The sequence below is a fragment of the Azotobacter armeniacus genome, from assembly GCF_054779355.1.
In genome coordinates this window covers 29148-44636 of sequence record NZ_BAAGYK010000091.1, presented here as the reverse complement: position 1 = coordinate 44636, position 15489 = coordinate 29148, and the positions used below count along the sequence as shown (strand labels likewise).

Sequence of the window (15489 nt, the reverse complement as noted above, 5' to 3'; positions counted from 1 at the left end):
CTGCAGGGCTGTCAGGGGAACTCTGTGCCCTTTTTGACATCAAATACCGGCTGCAACAGGATGGCACACCGGTTGGCGACATGAAAGCTCAGAGAGAGCGTGGCTAGCCCAGTGAGTGGCTATTCTCATGGCGGGTAGTTCAGGTTGGTTGATCCGTTCGAGGTTGTTCGCTTTCTACGGTAGGCCTCGCTTGGGGGGGGAATTTTTGCTTAATACCCGTGTCAATAGAAACAAGGTGATCCGATGCCTGATGCTATGGCTATGCCCCCTAGGGTTTAACGAGGTGTATTCATGTTAAACCAGGAGCAGGATCAGCAGTTGGTCGAGCGGGTGCAGCGTGGTGACAGGCGGGCCTTTGATTTGCTGGTATTGAAATACCAGCACAAGATTCTCGGTTTGATAGTGCGTTTCGTGCATGATGCCCATGAGGCTCAGGATGTTGCTCAGGAGGCTTTTATCAAGGCCTACCGTGCGCTCGGCAATTTTCGCGGCGACAGCGCTTTTTACACTTGGCTGTACCGTATTGCCATCAATACTGCGAAGAATCATCTGGTGGCCCGTGGGCGACGTCCTCCGGACAGCGATGTGAGTGCATGTGATGCCGAGTTCTACGAGGGTGACCATGCCCTGAAGGATATCGAGTCGCCGGAGCGTTCTCTCCTGCGGGATGAAATCGAGGTCACCGTACATCGAACCATCCAGCAACTGCCGGAAGATCTACGTATGGCATTGACACTGCGCGAGTTCGATGGGCTGAGTTATGAAGATATTGCCAGTGTTATGCAATGTCCGGTTGGAACTGTGCGTTCACGCATCTTTCGGGCGCGTGAGGCGATTGATAAAGCGCTGCAGCCATTACTGCAGGAAACCTGAGACTGCGGCCGTCAGCCGAGAGAGGTAACGTCATGAGTCGTGAAGCCCTATATGAGTCGCTGTCCGCGGTAATGGATGGCGAGGCGGACGAGATGGAGTTGCATCGTGTGCTCACTGCCAGCAAGGACGATGCTGAGTTTCGGGCCGCCTGGTCGCGCTATCAGCTGGCACGGGCCGCCATGCATAAGGAGTTGCTGGAGCCGCGTCTGGATATCGCAGCGGCGGTCTCGGCCGCGTTGTCTACAGAAAATGCCCCTAAGGTTAGGCGCTTCTCCTGGGGGGTGGTTGGGCGTTTGGCGGTGGCGGCTTCGGTGACTGTTGCAGTGTTGGCGGGCGTTCGCCTGTACAACCAAAGCGAGTTGACTGGTGCCGGAATGGCCCAGCGAGTACCGCAAACCTCCCTGCCGGTACCGCAGGTACAGGGGGCGCCGGTTTTGGCTGGTTACACTGAGGGCGCCGGGCAGTCCCAGGAGCCCTTGCCTAATGAGGCGGGCCAAGACTCGGATTGGCATGAGAAAAGGCTTCCGGCCTACCTTCGCCAACATGTGCAGCAGTCGGCTGTGAGTGGGGCTGAGGGTGCCTTGCCCTATGCCCGTGCGGCCAGTCTGGAAAACCGCTGAGGAGGAGCATGCGTTTTTTTTCTCTGCTTTTTCTCGGTGGCAGCTTGATGATGCCAGTACATGCTGCCGACGCGCAAAATTGGCTGAATCGCCTGCTGAAGGCTGAGAGGCAACAAAGTTTTCAAGGCATCTTTGTCTACGAACGTAATGGCAGCTTTTCCACTCATGCCATCTGGCACCAAGCCAGCCAGAATGGGGGATCGAGAGAGCGTCTTTTGAAGTTGGATGGCTCGCCCGTGGAGGTGGTACGAGTCGATGGGCGCCTTCAGTGCGGGAGCAGCGCTTTGGCCGATCAATTGATTGAAGGGGAACCTTGGCCACCGCGACCGCTGGATCCGCAGAAGCTGGCTGAGTGGTATGAAATCCGAATGGTTGGTGAGTCCCGGGTTGCCGGCCGTGCCTCAGTGGTGTTGACTATTCTGCCGCGCGATCAGTATCGCTACGGTTTCGAGTTGCATCTTGATCGTGAGACCTCCCTTCCGCTCAAGTCTCTCCTGCTGAACGAGAAAGGCCACCTGCTCGAGCGTTTCCAGTTCACGCAGCTGGACACGCCCGCAACAATTGCCAGAGATAAGCTGGAGCCGGGACCGGCCTGCCGCCCGGTCGAAATCTTGGAAGCCGAGGGGCCGGAGCAAGGCTCTTGGCGCTCCGAATGGCTGCCGCCAGGCTTCACTCTGCGCAGTGTGCACGCCCAGCCCAGTCCCATCTCAGGTGAAACCATTATCTATTTAATGTACGGTGATGGTTTGACGCGTTTTTCGGTGTTCATCGAGCCGTTGCGTGGCGCTCTCGTCGAAGACGCGCGCAGCCAGCTGGGTCCGACCGTCGCAGTATCCAAGCGCATGTCGACTGCAGATGGCGATATGATGATTACCGTTATCGGCGAGATTCCTCTGGGAACGGCCGAGCGCATAGCGCTATCGATGCGTGCGAGTGAGGAACAGGCTGATCGATGATCGAAGAGCAGGGCCGGGTGGTGGCGATCGAGCGTGGGGCTGTATGGGTTGAAGCCCAGAGCAAGACTAGCTGCTCCGGTTGTGCCGCAAGCATCGGCTGTGACCGGGGCCTTCTGCTGGAGGGGCTGAGGACGGGGGGGCATCGCAGGCGCATTCGTGCCTTGTCGGCCATGCCGCTTCAGGTTGGCGACCCTGTAGTCATCGGCATACGGAAAGATTTACTGTTGCGCAGCGCCCTCGCGGTCTACCTGTTGCCCTTGCTCGGCTTGTTTATCTTTGCCATTTCCGCCCAATGGTTCGGTTTCAGGGAGCCGCTAGTGATTTTCGCCGGTTTTCTGGGATTTGCCTCTGTTTGGATCGTGGTACGCAGCGTGAGTCGACGCCAGATAAACAATCCGGCATTGCAGCCAGTGGTGTTGCGTACTTTGCTTGGCGTTCCCCAGGGGTATGCTGGGCGTGCGGCTTTTTGAGTGGAGAGCAGTATGTCGAAATTTGGTTTTAAGCCCTTCGCCTCCGTCTTGGCAGGTGTCTTGTTGCTTGGGCAGTCGCTGCTCGCGCAGGCACAATTGCCGGAGTTTACCGAGTTGGTAGAGGCAGCTTCTCCTGCGGTAGTCAACATCAGCACCCGGCAGAAGCTTCCGGATCGTGCCATGGTGCAGGGGATGCCTGATCTCGAAGGTCTTCCCCCGTTCTTCAGGGAGTTCTTGGAACGCAATATTCCGCAGGTTCCACGTACGCCGAATGGTGGTCGTCATCGCGAGGCGCATTCCTTGGGGTCGGGCTTCATCCTTTCTGCGGATGGCTACGTATTGACCAACAACCATGTGGTTGCCGATGCTGATGAAATTATCGTTCGACTGTCCGATCGCAGTGAACTCGAGGCCGAACTGGTCGGTGCCGATCCACTTACCGATGTGGCCCTGCTGAAGGTTAAAGGCTCGAACCTTCCCACCGTCAAGCTTGGTCGTACCGATAAGTTGAAGGTGGGGGAGTGGGTTGTGGCTATCGGTTCGCCCTTCGGTTTTGACCATTCGGTGACGGCCGGCATCATCAGTGCCACGGGGCGGAGTCTGCCGAATGAGAGTTATGTGCCTTTCATCCAGACCGATGTGGCAATCAATCCCGGCAACTCCGGGGGACCGCTCTTCGACTTGGAGGGGCGGGTGATCGGTATCAATTCGCAGATCTTTACCCGGTCAGGCGGTTTCATGGGGCTGTCCTTCGCCATCCCCATCGAAGTTGCCATGGGGGTGGCCGACCAGTTGAAGGCGACCGGCAAGGTTGTACGCGGCTGGCTGGGCGTGGTCATTCAGGAAGTCAACAAGGATCTGGCCGAATCCTTCGGTCTGGACAAGCCGGCAGGGGCGCTGGTTGCCCAGGTGCTGGAAGAGGGCCCGGCGGATAAAGGAGGCTTGCAGGTCGGAGATGTCATTCTCAACCTGGATGGCCGTCCGATTGTGATGTCGGCCGATCTGCCGCACCTGGTTGGCAGGTTGAAGCCTGGAACCAAGGCCAATCTCGAAGTGGTGCGTGATGGGGTTCGGAAAAATATTGCCATCACGGTGGGAGCCTTGCCGGAGGAGGGAGATGGGGTTCAGCCAAGCGTTGCGGGCGTGGAGCAAAGCAGCAACCGTCTGGGGGTGACTGTCACTGAACTGACTCCCGAGCAGAAGAAGTCCCTCGACCTCAAGGGTGGTGTGGTGATTCGTGAAGTATTGAACGGTCCGGCGGCCGTGATCGGCTTGCGGCCTGGCGATGTGATCACCCATCTGAACAATCAAGCGATCGACTCGACGAAGACCTTTGCCGAAGTGGCTGGTGCACTGCCGAAAAGCCGTTCGGTGTCCATGCGGGTGCTGCGTCAGGGAAGAGCCAGTTTCATCACTTTCAAACTGGCTGAATGAAGCCTTTCAGACTTAAAAAGGGCGGTTTGACCGCCCTTTTTTATGTTTGTCAAGCGAGGTAGTGCGTGACGTTGGTAATATTGATCAGTTAAACTCCCCTGCTATTTTCGACGGCTAGCCCGCCCGAGCCTTTTCGAGTGCTGAACTGTGAGTGACCTCAGTCATATCCGCAATTTTTCCATCATCGCCCATATCGATCATGGCAAGTCGACACTGGCGGACCGATTCATTCAGATCTGCGGCGGCCTTTCGGATCGCGAGATGGAGGCCCAGGTTTTGGACTCCATGGACCTAGAGCGCGAACGTGGTATCACTATCAAGGCCCACAGTGTGACCTTGCACTACAAGGCGCAGGACGGCAAAACCTACCAGCTGAATTTCATCGATACCCCTGGTCATGTCGACTTCACCTATGAAGTCAGCCGTTCTCTGGCCGCCTGTGAGGGCGCCTTGCTGGTGGTGGATGCCGGTCAGGGCGTGGAGGCGCAATCGGTCGCCAACTGCTATACCGCCATTGAGCAGGGCTTGGAAGTGATGCCCGTGCTGAACAAGATGGATCTGCCCCAAGCCGAGCCGGAGCGGGTCAAGGACGAGATCGAGCATATTATCGGTATTGATGCCAGCGCTGCTGTCCCATGCAGCGCCAAAAGTGGGATGGGCGTCCTCGACGTGCTGGAGCAATTGGTCCAGATCATCCCTCCCCCCGAAGGCGAGATTGAGGCGCCGTTGCAAGCGTTGATAATCGATTCCTGGTTCGACAACTACTTGGGTGTGGTCTCGCTGGTACGGGTCAAACACGGCCGGGTAAAGAAGAGCGACAAAATTTTGGTGAAGTCCACTGGTAAGGCCCATCAAGTGGACAGCGTCGGAGTCTTCACCCCGAAGCACACCGAGATGCCCGACCTCAAGGCGGGCGAAGTGGGCTTCATCATTGCTGGCATCAAGGACATCCACGGTGCGCCGGTAGGCGATACCCTGACGCTCTCCAGCACTCCCGATGTGGACATGCTGCCAGGCTTCCAGCGGATCAAACCGCAGGTGTATGCCGGTCTGTTCCCTGTCAGCTCGGACGATTTCGAAGATTTCCGCGAGGCGCTGCAGAAGTTGACGCTGAACGACGCCGCGCTGCAATACGAGCCGGAAAGCTCCGATGCGCTCGGTTTCGGTTTCCGCATCGGCTTCCTCGGCATGCTGCACATGGAGATCATCCAAGAGCGTCTGGAGCGCGAATATGACCTGGATCTGATCACTACAGCGCCGACGGTGGTCTACGAGGTCCTGCTAAAGAATGGCGATATGGTTTATGTTGATAATCCGTCGAAGTTGCCGGATCTGTCCTCCATTGCCGAAATGCGCGAGCCGATCGTGCGCGCCAATATCCTGGTGCCGCAGGAGCATCTGGGTAACGTCATCAATCTTTGCATCGAGAAGCGTGGCGTCCAGCGCGACATGCAGTTCCTCAGCAGCCAGGTACAGATCAGCTATGACCTTCCGATGAACGAGGTGGTACTGGACTTCTTCGACCGACTGAAGTCAGTCAGCCGTGGTTATGCCTCGCTGGATTACAGTTTCGATCGCTTTCAGCCCGCCAACCTGATCAAGTTGGATGTGCTGATCAATGGCGAAAAGGTGGATGCCCTGGCGCTCATCGTGCATCGCGACAAGTCCCATCAAAAGGGGAGGGCGCTCACCGAGAAGATGAAGGAGCTGATTCCCCGACAAATGTTCGATGTGGCCATCCAGGCCGCCATCGGCGGGCAAGTCGTGGCACGAACCACAGTGAAGGCGCTGAGAAAGAATGTCCTGGCAAAGTGCTATGGCGGCGACGTGAGCCGAAAGCGCAAGTTGCTCGAGAAGCAGAAGGCCGGTAAGAAACGGATGAAGCAGGTCGGCAGTGTGGAGATTCCGCAGGAAGCCTTCCTCGCCGTGCTCAAGGTAGATAGTTAGCCCTATGTCGATCAATTTTCCTTTGCTGCTGGTGCTGGCGGTTCTGGTCAGCGGTGCATTGGCCCTGCTGGATCTAGTCTTGCTGGCGCCGCGCCGGCGAGCGGCAATTGCCGCATATGAGGGTAGTGTCGGCAAGCCCGACCAGAGCGTGGTGGAGCGCCTGAACAAGGAGCCGCTGCTGGTCGAATATGGCAAGTCGTTCTTCCCGGTCTTGGCGATCGTGTTAGTACTGCGCTCCTTCCTGGTAGAGCCCTTCCAGATTCCCTCGGGCTCGATGAGGCCTACCTTGGACGTTGGCGACTTCATTTTGGTGAACAAATTCGCCTATGGTATCCGCCTGCCCGTGCTGGACACCAAGGTGATCGAGGTGGGCGAGCCGCAGCGTGGTGATGTCATGGTATTCCGCTACCCAAGCGAGCCGAGTATTAACTATATCAAGCGGGTGGTCGGCTTGCCCGGCGACCATATCCGCTATGGCAGCGACAAGCGCCTGTTCGTCAATGGGGCCCCGATTGCCGAACAGTTGCTGGGCAAGGCGTCCGGGATTCTGGGCAGTGCGGCGCTTTACAAAGAGCAGCTCGGCGATGTCGAGCATTTAATCCGCAAGGAAACGAGACGCCATGCCGAGCCTACTCGTGAATGGGTAGTGCCAGACGGCCACTATTTCATGATGGGCGACAACCGCGACAACTCCAACGACAGCCGCTACTGGAACGATCCGCAGATTACTGACGAAATGCAGGGCATGGTTCCGGACGAGAACATCGTCGGCAAGGCCTTCGCTGTCTGGATGAGTTGGCCGGAGCCCAAACTGCAAAATCTGCCGAACTTCGCCCGCGTCGGCCTGATCCACTAAGCCCTCGGCAAATGTGCAGTACTCGCCAACACGGGAGGCAGCCCCCTATAGGCTGTGTCCACAGTCAATGGCTGGATGAAAGAGACCGAGCATGAAATTCCCTCATTCGCAGAAAGGACTGTCGATACTGAGTTGGTTAGTCGTGCTGGCCGTGGTGGCATTTTTTGCCAGTACGGCATTCAAGATGATGCCGCATTATTTCGATTATATGTCTATGGAGAAGATCATCACCTCTATCGAAACGGAGCGAGCTGCAGATATCCGCAGCGTAGGAGACTTCTATGCCCATGTCAGCAAGGGTATGCAGGTCAATAACCTTCGAGACCTGAATTTGCAAGAGGTGCTGAAAGTGACCTTCGAAAACAATGAGTTCCGTGCTCATCTAAAATATGAGAAGCGCGAGCCGCTGATCGAGAACCTCGATCTGGTGGTGAGTTTCGATAAAGAATTCCGTGTGCCCATGCCGTGAGCTCCTCCCTGAATCGTCTTGAGCGCAAGCTCGGTCATACTTTCAAGAACCAGGATCTAATGCTCCTGGCGTTGACCCATCGCAGTTTTGCGAGTCGCAACAACGAGCGGCTGGAGTTTCTTGGCGATGCCATCCTCAACTTCGTCGCTGGCGAGGCACTGTTTCAGCGCTTTCCCCAAGCCCGCGAAGGGCAGTTGTCGCGCCTGCGGGCACGGCTGGTCAAGGGCGAGACGCTGGCCTTGCTAGCACGTGGTTTCGACCTCGGCGACCACCTGCGCCTCGGCTCCGGCGAGCTGAAGAGCGGCGGCTTCCGTCGCGAGTCCATCCTTGCCGATGCCTTGGAGGCGCTGATCGGTGCCATTTACCTGGATGCCGGTCTGGAGACGGTGCGCGAGCGCGTGCTCGACTGGCTGGCCGGCGAGCTGGATAGCCTGACCCTGGTCGACACCAACAAGGACCCCAAGACCCGCCTGCAGGAGTTCCTCCAGTCCCGGGCCTGTGAGCTGCCCCGCTACGAAGTGGTAGACATCCAGGGCGAGCCACACTGCCGGACGTTTTTCGTCGAGTGCCAGGTTGCCCTCCTGAACGACAAGACCTACGGTCAGGGTGCCAGTCGCCGCATCGCCGAGCAGGTGGCGGCAGCGGCGGCACTGGTAGCCCTCGGGGTGGAGAATGGCAATGACTGAAGCAAAAGCAAACCCGCCGCGCTGCGGATACGTAGCCATCGTTGGCCGTCCTAATGTAGGCAAGTCCACGCTGCTCAACCATGTTCTCGGGCAGAAGCTGGCGATCACCTCGCGCAAGCCGCAGACCACCCGGCACAACATGCTGGGGATCAAGACCGAGGGCAAGGTACAGGCGATCTACGTCGATACACCCGGCCTGCACAAGCAGAACGACAAGGCACTCAACCGCTACATGAACAAGACCGCCTCGGCGGCATTGAAGGACGTCGACGTGGTGGTCTTCATGGTCGACCGCACGCGCTGGACTGAAGAGGACCAGTTGGTGCTCGAGCGCCTCCAGTACGTGCAGGGGCCGGTTCTGATCGCGGTGAACAAGGCCGACCGACTCGAGGACAAGGCCGAGCTACTGCCCCATCTGGAATGGCTGGCGCAGCAACTGACCAACGCAGAGATCGTGCCCATCTCAGCATTGCATGGACAGAATCTGGATACTCTCGAGCGGCTGGTCGCCGAGCGACTGCCGGAGAGTGAGCATTTCTTTCCGGAAGACCAGATCACCGACCGCTCCAGCCGCTTCCTCGCCGCCGAGCTGGTGCGGGAGAAGATCATGCGCCAATTGGGTGCTGAACTGCCCTACCAGGTCACCGTGGAGATCGAGGACTTCAAGCAGGAGGGGCGGATCCTGCACATCCACGCGCTGATCCTGGTCGAACGCGAGGGGCAGAAGAAAATCATCATCGGCGAGAGGGGCGAGCGGCTCAAATCCATTGGCCAGGAGGCACGCAAGGACATGGAGGTGCTGTTCGACTCCAAAATCATGCTTAACCTGTGGGTTAAGGTTAAGAGCGGCTGGTCCGATGACGAGCGAGCGCTTCATTCGTTGGGCTATCGTGATAGTTAGCGTCATTTCCTTTCTGCTGTTTGCAAAAAATTGTTGGATGCATCGGGCAAGATATATTCATCGCCAACGCTCGGCTCATCCTCAAATCTCCTCCTTCCGGGACCCGTCGGTGGTTCCACCTCACTCCTGCCAAGTAATGGCCTCGTGCCCTTGAGCCTATGCGCGCAGTGGCCCTTCCCAGAGGGGTTACAGAAGGATGCCCTGGCTGCTGGGCATACAGTCGAGGCCGAGCCGCTCCGGGCGGACTTCCTGCATATTTCCCCCTGTTACTGCTTGAGTTCAAACCATGACTCCCTGCGTCCTCGAAGGAGGGCCGAAGGCTGGTATGTACAAAATCATCCTGACCAATCGGCAGCATTATCGGGTGTATTCTTTGGATAATTCGCTCGTTTAAACTTCGTCGGCACTTTATATTTTTCATAACGATATAGTGATCTATTGGCTTTTGACTGCCGTATCGCTTAAGCGAGGCGACGAATGGACTGGAAACGTCGGGAAAAGTTGGTCAGAATCGGTGGCTCTTAAAAGAGGTAAGTGCAATACGGTTACTGTATTGAGGAGGAAGTAGGTGCGTTATTCGGTGGATTAGTGCTATATCCCCCTCATGGGAGATCGCATACGGCTGTTCTTGGAGTGGTTGACATGTTTGTGGGTGCCTGTCACTTTTCGCAACTATAGGTGGATGGCTTAGTGCATTCAGGATATCTGTCGGCCAGTCCATGCTGCTGGGCGGTCTGCAGGTAAAAATTGTTTTGATATATAGACGACAAGAATTTTCTAGTGTGGTTCACGGTTGGTGAGCCATGGAGTCGCTTTGGTTTTTTTTATGGTGGTAAAAATAGGGGTATTCAAATAGTAAATGTCCCATGCTATGTCTATGCAGCTTGCCGATAATTGGTTTGAGGAAGCATTTTGCGCCAAAAGTTGTAGTTGATGCTGGTGGCTGAACTTCGTCAGTAGGGGGCTGGTATCGCGACTGATTCATTCTTTATATCGGGCTGTCATGTGTCCTGATGTATTCTTCGAGACCGAATCTGGTAGCAGGGGGTGAACCTTATTCGGACTACTCAAGTATTGCGGCCAGTTTTGGCGGCTGTCTCGCGTCAGTCGGTTTAGCTGTATTTGCGGCTTGGCTCATTGCTCCTCCAGATTGGAGGCGGTGGTCTGCTGCTCGACTTGACGCTTTTTTTAACCAACTCACAGGATGTGTTTAAATTAGATGAATAACTGAGAGGAAAAATGGCTTACAACTCGGATCTTATCGACCTTCGCAACTGGAAGATTACTTTGCCGGTTGATAGTAAGGGCGGCACCAGTGGTGTGGCCGTAGAAGTAAAAAATCTTTTGGGGTATGAAAACTCTAAGTATTTTTATGATGCGCCGGATGGGGCCATGGTTTTTTCCGCCATGGTAGATGGCGCAACGACCGGCGGCTCCAAGTATGCGCGTTCCGAGCTGCGCGAAATGAATGGAAGCGAGCGTGCCGCTTGGAAACTCAGCGAGGGGGGCACCATGACGGCGACCCTTGAGGTAGATAAGGTCCCGCAAAAGTCCGATGGTAGCCCGGGCCGGGTGGTTGTCGGTCAGATTCATGGTGAGGATGATGAGCTTGTCCGTCTTTATTATGAAAATGGAAAAGTATATTTTGTAAATGATCGAGCCGGACCCAAGAATGCCGAGACGACATTTGCCCTCAAGGATTCCAATGGCAACGAACCCAACATATCTCTGGACGAGAGGTTTTCCTATAAAATCGATGCCAAGGGAGATGCCTTGACGGTTGAGGTTTATGCCGATGGGAAGACATACACGTCAACCTCCAAGATTAACTCTGTCTGGCAGTCGGATAAGCTTTATTTCAAGGCGGGCGCTTACTTGGGGGTCAATGAGAGTAGCGGTAAGGGGGAGGCCCAAGTATCGTTCTATGGCCTAGATTTTGCTCACACCAGTGGTGGTGGTCTTGGCGGTCTGCTGGATCAGGTTACAAAAAGTACTAGCAGCACTACTAATACCGATACCCAAGCCAATAGCAGCACCGATACTGGTACCAGTAGCAGCGCTGCTGGCAGCACGAATTCTGTTTCAGACTCGTCTCAAACCTTGACGGGTGATGATGGCGACAATGCACTCACTGGAACCACGGGGAATGATGTCATTCGTGCAAATGCCGGCGACGACAAAGTGTACGGCCGTGATGGTGATGATGAGCTGCATGGAAACAGCGGCAATGATAAGATATATGGAAATGCCGGCGATGATAAGCTGTATGGCACTGCAGGAAACGATGTATTGCAGGGCGGCCCTGGCAAAGACTTGCTCGAAGGTGGGAGCGGTACAGACAAATTCGCTTTCGCGAGTCTTGAGGATGCAGGCGATACTATTACCGATTTCCGAGCGGGAGACTTGATTGATATTTCTGCCCTGGTGGAGAGCTTCTCGCGTGGCGGCGATGATATGTCTTTGAAGGAGCTGAGCGCTAATGGTTTTATCAGCTTCAAGGAAGTGGCCGATAATACCCACGAGCTTTACGTTGATGCTGATGGAGCCGAAGGTTCTGCCGAAGATGTCATGCTCGTGAAGGTTATTGGTATTGATGACAGCATGCTTGATGCCAGTGCTCTTGTTGTCTAGCGGCTATTTCGCTGTTTGCTGAAAAAACCTCGATTCAGTGTCATGATTCAATTTATTCGCTGATTCCGAGTAAAAGACAGATACAATCCAGTGTAAGATGTCTCGTCCCCACTTGAAAAAAGCGCAGCTTCATGCTGGCCAAGGGGTTTTTCAGCAAACTGCTAGAGCCGGAAAAAGGCAGGAAATGGATCTTTCCTGCCTTCTCATACCATGATTAGCCAATCTGCTTTTATCCTGCATAGCCGCCCCTACAAGGAAAGCAGCGCGCTGGCGGATTTCTTTACCCCGCAAGGGCGACTGCGCGCCGTATTGCGCGCTGCGCGCGGCAAGTCTGGCAGCCTGGCCCGACCGTTTGTGCCACTGGAACTGGAGTTGCGCGGTCGGGGTGAGCTGAAAACCGTCGCCCGTCTGGAAAGCAGCGGTATTTCCTACTGGCTGACCGGCGCGAGCCTGTTCGGCGCGCTCTACCTGAACGAACTGCTGATCCGTCTGCTGCCCGCCGAGGATCCCCTGCCGTCGTTGTTCGACCATTACGCCCTGACCCTAGATGCCCTGGCCGGCGGACGCCCGCTGGAGCCGCTGTTGCGTGCCTTCGAATGGCGCTTGCTGGCGGAACTGGGCTATGGTTTTTCCTTGGATCGCGATCTGCACGGCCGGCCGGTGCTTGCCGACAGTCTCTACCGGCTGCTGCCCGATGCCGGTCTGGAGCCGGTTGAGCAGCTGCAACCTGGCCTGTTCCAGGGCCGCGAGCTGCTTGCCATGGCCGAGACCGACTGGCAGTTCCCCGGCGCCCTGGCCGCGGCCAAGCGCCTGATGCGCCAGGCCCTGGCGCCCCATCTTGGCGGCCGGCCGCTGGTCAGCCGCGAGCTCTTCATGAATCCCAAGGAGCCCCCCCGTGACTGAAGCCAACCGCATTCTGCTCGGCGTGAACATCGACCATGTGGCGACCCTGCGCCAGGCCCGTGGCACCCGTTATCCGGATCCGGTCAAGGCCGCGCTGGATGCCGAGGAGGCCGGCGCCGACGGCATCACCGTGCACCTGCGCGAGGACCGCCGGCACATCCAGGACCGCGATGTGAGGGTGCTCAAGGAGGTGCTGCAGACGCGGATGAACTTCGAGATGGGCGTCACCGAGGAAATGCTCGCCTTCGCTGAGCAGATCCGCCCGGCGCACGCCTGCCTCGTTCCGGAAACCCGTCAGGAGCTGACCACCGAGGGGGGGCTGGACGTCGCCGGTCAGGAGGCGCGCATCCGCGCTGCGGTGGAACGTCTGGCGCGGATCGGCTGTGAGGTATCGCTGTTCATCGACGCCGAGCCACAGCAGATCGAGGCCGCCGCGCGGATCGGCGCACCGACTATCGAGCTGCACACAGGACGCTACGCCGACGCCTACACTCCGGCGGAAACGGCCCGCGAGCTGGCGCGCATCCGCGACGGTGTGGAGTACGGACTGAGCCATGGGCTGATCGTCAATGCCGGTCACGGTCTGCATTATTACAACGTCGAGCCGGTGGCAGCGATTCCAGGAATGCACGAGCTGAACATCGGCCACGCTATAGTTGCGCAAGCCCTGTTCGTCGGCTTCAAGGAAGCGGTGCGGGAGATGAAGGCATTGATGCAGGGCGCCGCAGGGCGCCGCTAGCGGCGGAACAGGTTCAGCAGCAGGCTTGCCACCAGGCTGACCAGCAGCATCGAGGTGAAGGGAATGAACAACTTGCCGCGCGCCGTTTCGATGCGGATGTCGCCCGGTAGCCGGCCGAACCAGCCGAACAGCCAGGGTGCGTAGTACAGTGCGATGCCAAGCAGCAGCAGGGCTGCTCCGAGGATCATCAACCAGCGGGCCATCCGATCATCTCCGTCAGGGTGAGGGGCGGACTGGCCGCCCGGTCTTATGGCTTGCGTGCCAGCAGCGTGGCGCGAGTCGGTGCGGGCAGGCCTTCGACGGTCCTGCCGTGGTTGGCCGGATCGAGGAAGTCCGGCAGCGACTGGAAGGTCATCCATTCGGTGGCACGCTGCTCCTCGACGGAAGTGACGGCGACATCCACGCAGCGCACCTCGACGAAGCCGGCGCGGCGCAGCCACAGTTCCAGGGATGCCACCGAGGGCAGGAACCAGACGTTGCGCATCTGCGCATAGCGGTCCTCCGGCACCAGCACGGTACTGGCGTCGCCTTCCACCACCAAGGTTTCCAGCAGCAGCTCACCGCCCCGGCGCAGGCAGTCTTTGAGCGCCAGCAGGTGGTCGATGGGCGAGCGGCGGTGATAGAGCACGCCCATGGAGAACACCGTGTCGAAGCCTTCCAGCTTCTCTGGCAGGTCCTCCAGGGCGAGGGGCAGGTGCCAGGCGGGAAGTTCCGGCAGGTAGCGCCGGAGCGCGAGGAACTGGCAGAAGAACAGCCAGTTGGGATCGATGCCGACCACGCAGTCGGCACCGGCGCCAAGCATGCGCCACATGTAGTAGCCGTTGCCGCAGCCGACATCGAGGATGCGCCGGCCGCTTAGCTCCAGATGCGGAGCGACCCGTTGCCACTTCCAGTCCGAGCGCCACTCGGTGTCGACATGCACGCCGAACACGTCGAAGGGGCCCTTGCGCCAGGGTGACAGGCTGAGCAGGGCCTGGCGCAGGGTGGTGCGGATCGCTTCGTCGCAGGCGCCGGTGAGCTGTACCCGCTCGCCCAGCTCGATGCGCTCGGCAGTCAGCTCGGGCAGGGCCTGCAATGCCGCCTGCCAGCGTTGTAGGTCGCCATGGCTGCGGGTCAGCCGGTCATCCAACTGCGCCGGGAGCGTGTCGGCCCAGGCGGCGAGGGGAGTACCGGTGAGGCGGCGGAGGAGGGGCGTCAGGTCGATCATGGCAGGGCAATCAGCGAGGCGAAGTTGAGACACTGGAACCAGGGAACTACCTTGCGGAAGCCGGCGGTCTGCAGGCGTCGGCGATGTTCCTCGAGGCTGTCCGGCAGCATCACCTTTTCGATGGCGCTGCGCTTCTGGGCGATCTCCAGCTCGCTGTAGCCGTTGGCGCGCTTGAAGGCTATGTGCAGGTCGCCGAGCAGGGCCTGTTCCTCGGCATCCGCGAAGCGCAGCTTCTCCGAGAGGATCAGCGCTCCACCCGGCAGCAGGGCCCGGCGAATGCGGCCGAGCAGTTCCAGGCGCCGCTCGGGCGGGATGAACTGCAGGGTGAAGTTCATCGCCACCAGGGACGCCGGCTCGAGGTCCAGAGCGAGAATGTCCGCCTCGACGGTTTCTACCGGCAGCAGCTCCTGGAACATGGCGTCCTGGGCGTACAGGTATTCGCGGCAGCGTTCGAGCATGGCCGGTGAGTTGTCCACCGCGATCACCCGGCAGCCTTCGCTCTTCACGTGACGGCGCAGCGCCTGGCTGACGGCGCCGAGGGAGCAGCCGAGATCGTAGAGGCGGGTGCCGGGGCCGGCGAACTGCGCGGCGAGCACGCCGATGTTCTCGACGATGGCCGGGTAGCCCGGCACCGAGCGCTTGATCATGTCCGGGAACACCCGGGCCACGTCCTCGTTGAAGGTGAAGTCCGGCACTTCGGCGAGGGGGTGGGCGAAAAGGCGGTCGGGGGAGTGTTTCACATGGCTTCCGCAGCTGATGGCAGGGCGCGGCATTTTAGCCAAGAGCGCCCCGCCCAT

Annotated in this window: 16 protein-coding genes; 13 read left to right on the top strand and 3 right to left on the bottom strand. The window is 58.2% G+C overall.

What is annotated here, in order from left to right; all coding sequences use genetic code 11:
• The first annotated feature begins 291 nt into the window (after positions 1-291).
• The 13 genes from rpoE to pdxJ all read left to right on the top strand — a co-directional run bounded on the left by rpoE (position 292) and on the right by pdxJ (position 13485).
• Entirely contained in the window at positions 292-873 is a 582-nt protein-coding gene (gene rpoE / locus ACYVD0_RS13090) for an RNA polymerase sigma factor RpoE (protein WP_460427207.1), read from the top strand.
• A 32-nt stretch (positions 874-905) separates the two neighbouring features.
• Complete coding sequence (locus ACYVD0_RS13085) at positions 906-1493, top strand: sigma-E factor negative regulatory protein (protein ID WP_460427206.1); 588 nt, start codon at positions 906-908, stop codon at positions 1491-1493.
• A gap of 8 nt (positions 1494-1501) precedes the next feature.
• Positions 1502-2449 (top strand): MucB/RseB C-terminal domain-containing protein, encoded by a 948-nt coding sequence (locus tag ACYVD0_RS13080; protein WP_460427205.1) that lies wholly within the window; start codon positions 1502-1504, stop codon positions 2447-2449.
• Positions 2446-2919, top strand: a complete 474-nt coding sequence (locus tag ACYVD0_RS13075; RefSeq protein WP_460427204.1) for a SoxR reducing system RseC family protein — start codon at positions 2446-2448, stop codon at positions 2917-2919. Before ACYVD0_RS13080 ends, ACYVD0_RS13075 begins: the two co-directional genes overlap by 4 nt.
• Before the next feature lie 12 nt (positions 2920-2931).
• Positions 2932-4353 carry a DegQ family serine endoprotease gene (locus tag ACYVD0_RS13070; RefSeq protein WP_460427203.1) on the top strand — a complete coding sequence of 474 codons (1422 nt, stop codon included), beginning with the start codon at positions 2932-2934 and terminating at the stop codon, positions 4351-4353.
• A gap of 147 nt (positions 4354-4500) precedes the next feature.
• Positions 4501-6300 carry an elongation factor 4 gene (gene lepA, locus ACYVD0_RS13065; RefSeq protein ID WP_460427202.1) on the top strand — a complete coding sequence of 600 codons (1800 nt, stop codon included), beginning with the start codon at positions 4501-4503 and terminating at the stop codon, positions 6298-6300.
• A gap of 4 nt (positions 6301-6304) precedes the next feature.
• Complete coding sequence (gene lepB, locus ACYVD0_RS13060) at positions 6305-7156, top strand: S26 family signal peptidase (RefSeq protein ID WP_460427201.1); 852 nt, start codon at positions 6305-6307, stop codon at positions 7154-7156.
• 91 nt (positions 7157-7247) lie between these two features.
• Entirely contained in the window at positions 7248-7625 is a 378-nt protein-coding gene (locus tag ACYVD0_RS13055; protein ID WP_460427200.1) for a DUF4845 domain-containing protein, read from the top strand.
• Entirely contained in the window at positions 7622-8311 is a 690-nt protein-coding gene (gene rnc / locus ACYVD0_RS13050) for a ribonuclease III family protein (protein ID WP_460427199.1), read from the top strand. The genes ACYVD0_RS13055 and rnc overlap by 4 nt, the downstream gene beginning before the upstream one ends.
• The gene (era, locus tag ACYVD0_RS13045; protein ID WP_460427198.1) at positions 8298-9212 is read left to right on the top strand and encodes a GTPase Era; all 915 of its coding nucleotides are present in this window, start codon (positions 8298-8300) and stop codon (positions 9210-9212) included. Before rnc ends, era begins: the two co-directional genes overlap by 14 nt.
• A 1239-nt stretch (positions 9213-10451) precedes the next feature.
• Complete coding sequence (locus ACYVD0_RS13040) at positions 10452-11843, top strand: polysaccharide lyase family 7 protein (RefSeq protein WP_460427197.1); 1392 nt, start codon at positions 10452-10454, stop codon at positions 11841-11843.
• 210 nt (positions 11844-12053) lie between these two features.
• A complete protein-coding gene (gene recO / locus ACYVD0_RS13035) occupies positions 12054-12746 on the top strand; it encodes a DNA repair protein RecO (RefSeq protein ID WP_460427196.1) in 693 nt (230 codons plus the stop codon).
• A complete protein-coding gene (gene pdxJ, locus ACYVD0_RS13030) occupies positions 12739-13485 on the top strand; it encodes a pyridoxine 5'-phosphate synthase (RefSeq protein WP_460427195.1) in 747 nt (248 codons plus the stop codon). The genes recO and pdxJ overlap by 8 nt, the downstream gene beginning before the upstream one ends.
• Here the strand turns inward: pdxJ and ACYVD0_RS13025 are convergent.
• The 3 genes from ACYVD0_RS13025 to cmoA are packed head-to-tail and all read right to left on the bottom strand — an operon-like array spanning position 13482 to position 15432.
• A complete protein-coding gene (locus ACYVD0_RS13025; RefSeq protein WP_460427194.1) occupies positions 13482-13688 on the bottom strand; it encodes a DUF2905 family protein in 207 nt (68 codons plus the stop codon). The two genes, pdxJ and ACYVD0_RS13025, sit on opposite strands and share 4 nt — an antisense overlap.
• Positions 13689-13732: 44 nt before the next feature.
• Positions 13733-14692, bottom strand: a complete 960-nt coding sequence (cmoB, locus tag ACYVD0_RS13020; protein WP_460427193.1) for a tRNA 5-methoxyuridine(34)/uridine 5-oxyacetic acid(34) synthase CmoB — start codon at positions 14690-14692, stop codon at positions 13733-13735.
• On the bottom strand, positions 14689-15432 hold the full coding sequence (gene cmoA, locus ACYVD0_RS13015; protein ID WP_460427192.1) for a class I SAM-dependent methyltransferase: 744 nt from the start codon (positions 15430-15432) through the stop codon (positions 14689-14691). Before cmoA ends, cmoB begins: the two co-directional genes overlap by 4 nt.
• Between the last annotated feature and the right edge of the window lie 57 nt (positions 15433-15489).

Bases quoted from the DNA above. Each gene is read 5' to 3' on its own strand.
- rpoE (WP_460427207.1), top strand. From the start codon at position 292: ATGTTAAACCAGGAGCAGGATCAGCAGTTGGTCGAGCGGGTGCAGCGT.
- ACYVD0_RS13085 (WP_460427206.1), top strand. From the start codon at position 906: ATGAGTCGTGAAGCCCTATATGAGTCGCTGTCCGCGGTAATGGATGGC.
- ACYVD0_RS13080 (WP_460427205.1), top strand. From the start codon at position 1,502: ATGCGTTTTTTTTCTCTGCTTTTTCTCGGTGGCAGCTTGATGATGCCA.
- ACYVD0_RS13075 (WP_460427204.1), top strand. From the start codon at position 2,446: ATGATCGAAGAGCAGGGCCGGGTGGTGGCGATCGAGCGTGGGGCTGTA.
- ACYVD0_RS13070 (WP_460427203.1), top strand. From the start codon at position 2,932: ATGTCGAAATTTGGTTTTAAGCCCTTCGCCTCCGTCTTGGCAGGTGTC.
- lepB (WP_460427201.1), top strand. From the start codon at position 6,305: ATGTCGATCAATTTTCCTTTGCTGCTGGTGCTGGCGGTTCTGGTCAGC.
- ACYVD0_RS13055 (WP_460427200.1), top strand. From the start codon at position 7,248: ATGAAATTCCCTCATTCGCAGAAAGGACTGTCGATACTGAGTTGGTTA.
- era (WP_460427198.1), top strand. From the start codon at position 8,298: ATGGCAATGACTGAAGCAAAAGCAAACCCGCCGCGCTGCGGATACGTA.
- ACYVD0_RS13040 (WP_460427197.1), top strand. From the start codon at position 10,452: ATGGCTTACAACTCGGATCTTATCGACCTTCGCAACTGGAAGATTACT.
- recO (WP_460427196.1), top strand. From the start codon at position 12,054: ATGATTAGCCAATCTGCTTTTATCCTGCATAGCCGCCCCTACAAGGAA.
- ACYVD0_RS13025 (WP_460427194.1), bottom strand. From the start codon at position 13,688: ATGGCCCGCTGGTTGATGATCCTCGGAGCAGCCCTGCTGCTGCTTGGC.
- cmoB (WP_460427193.1), bottom strand. From the start codon at position 14,692: ATGATCGACCTGACGCCCCTCCTCCGCCGCCTCACCGGTACTCCCCTC.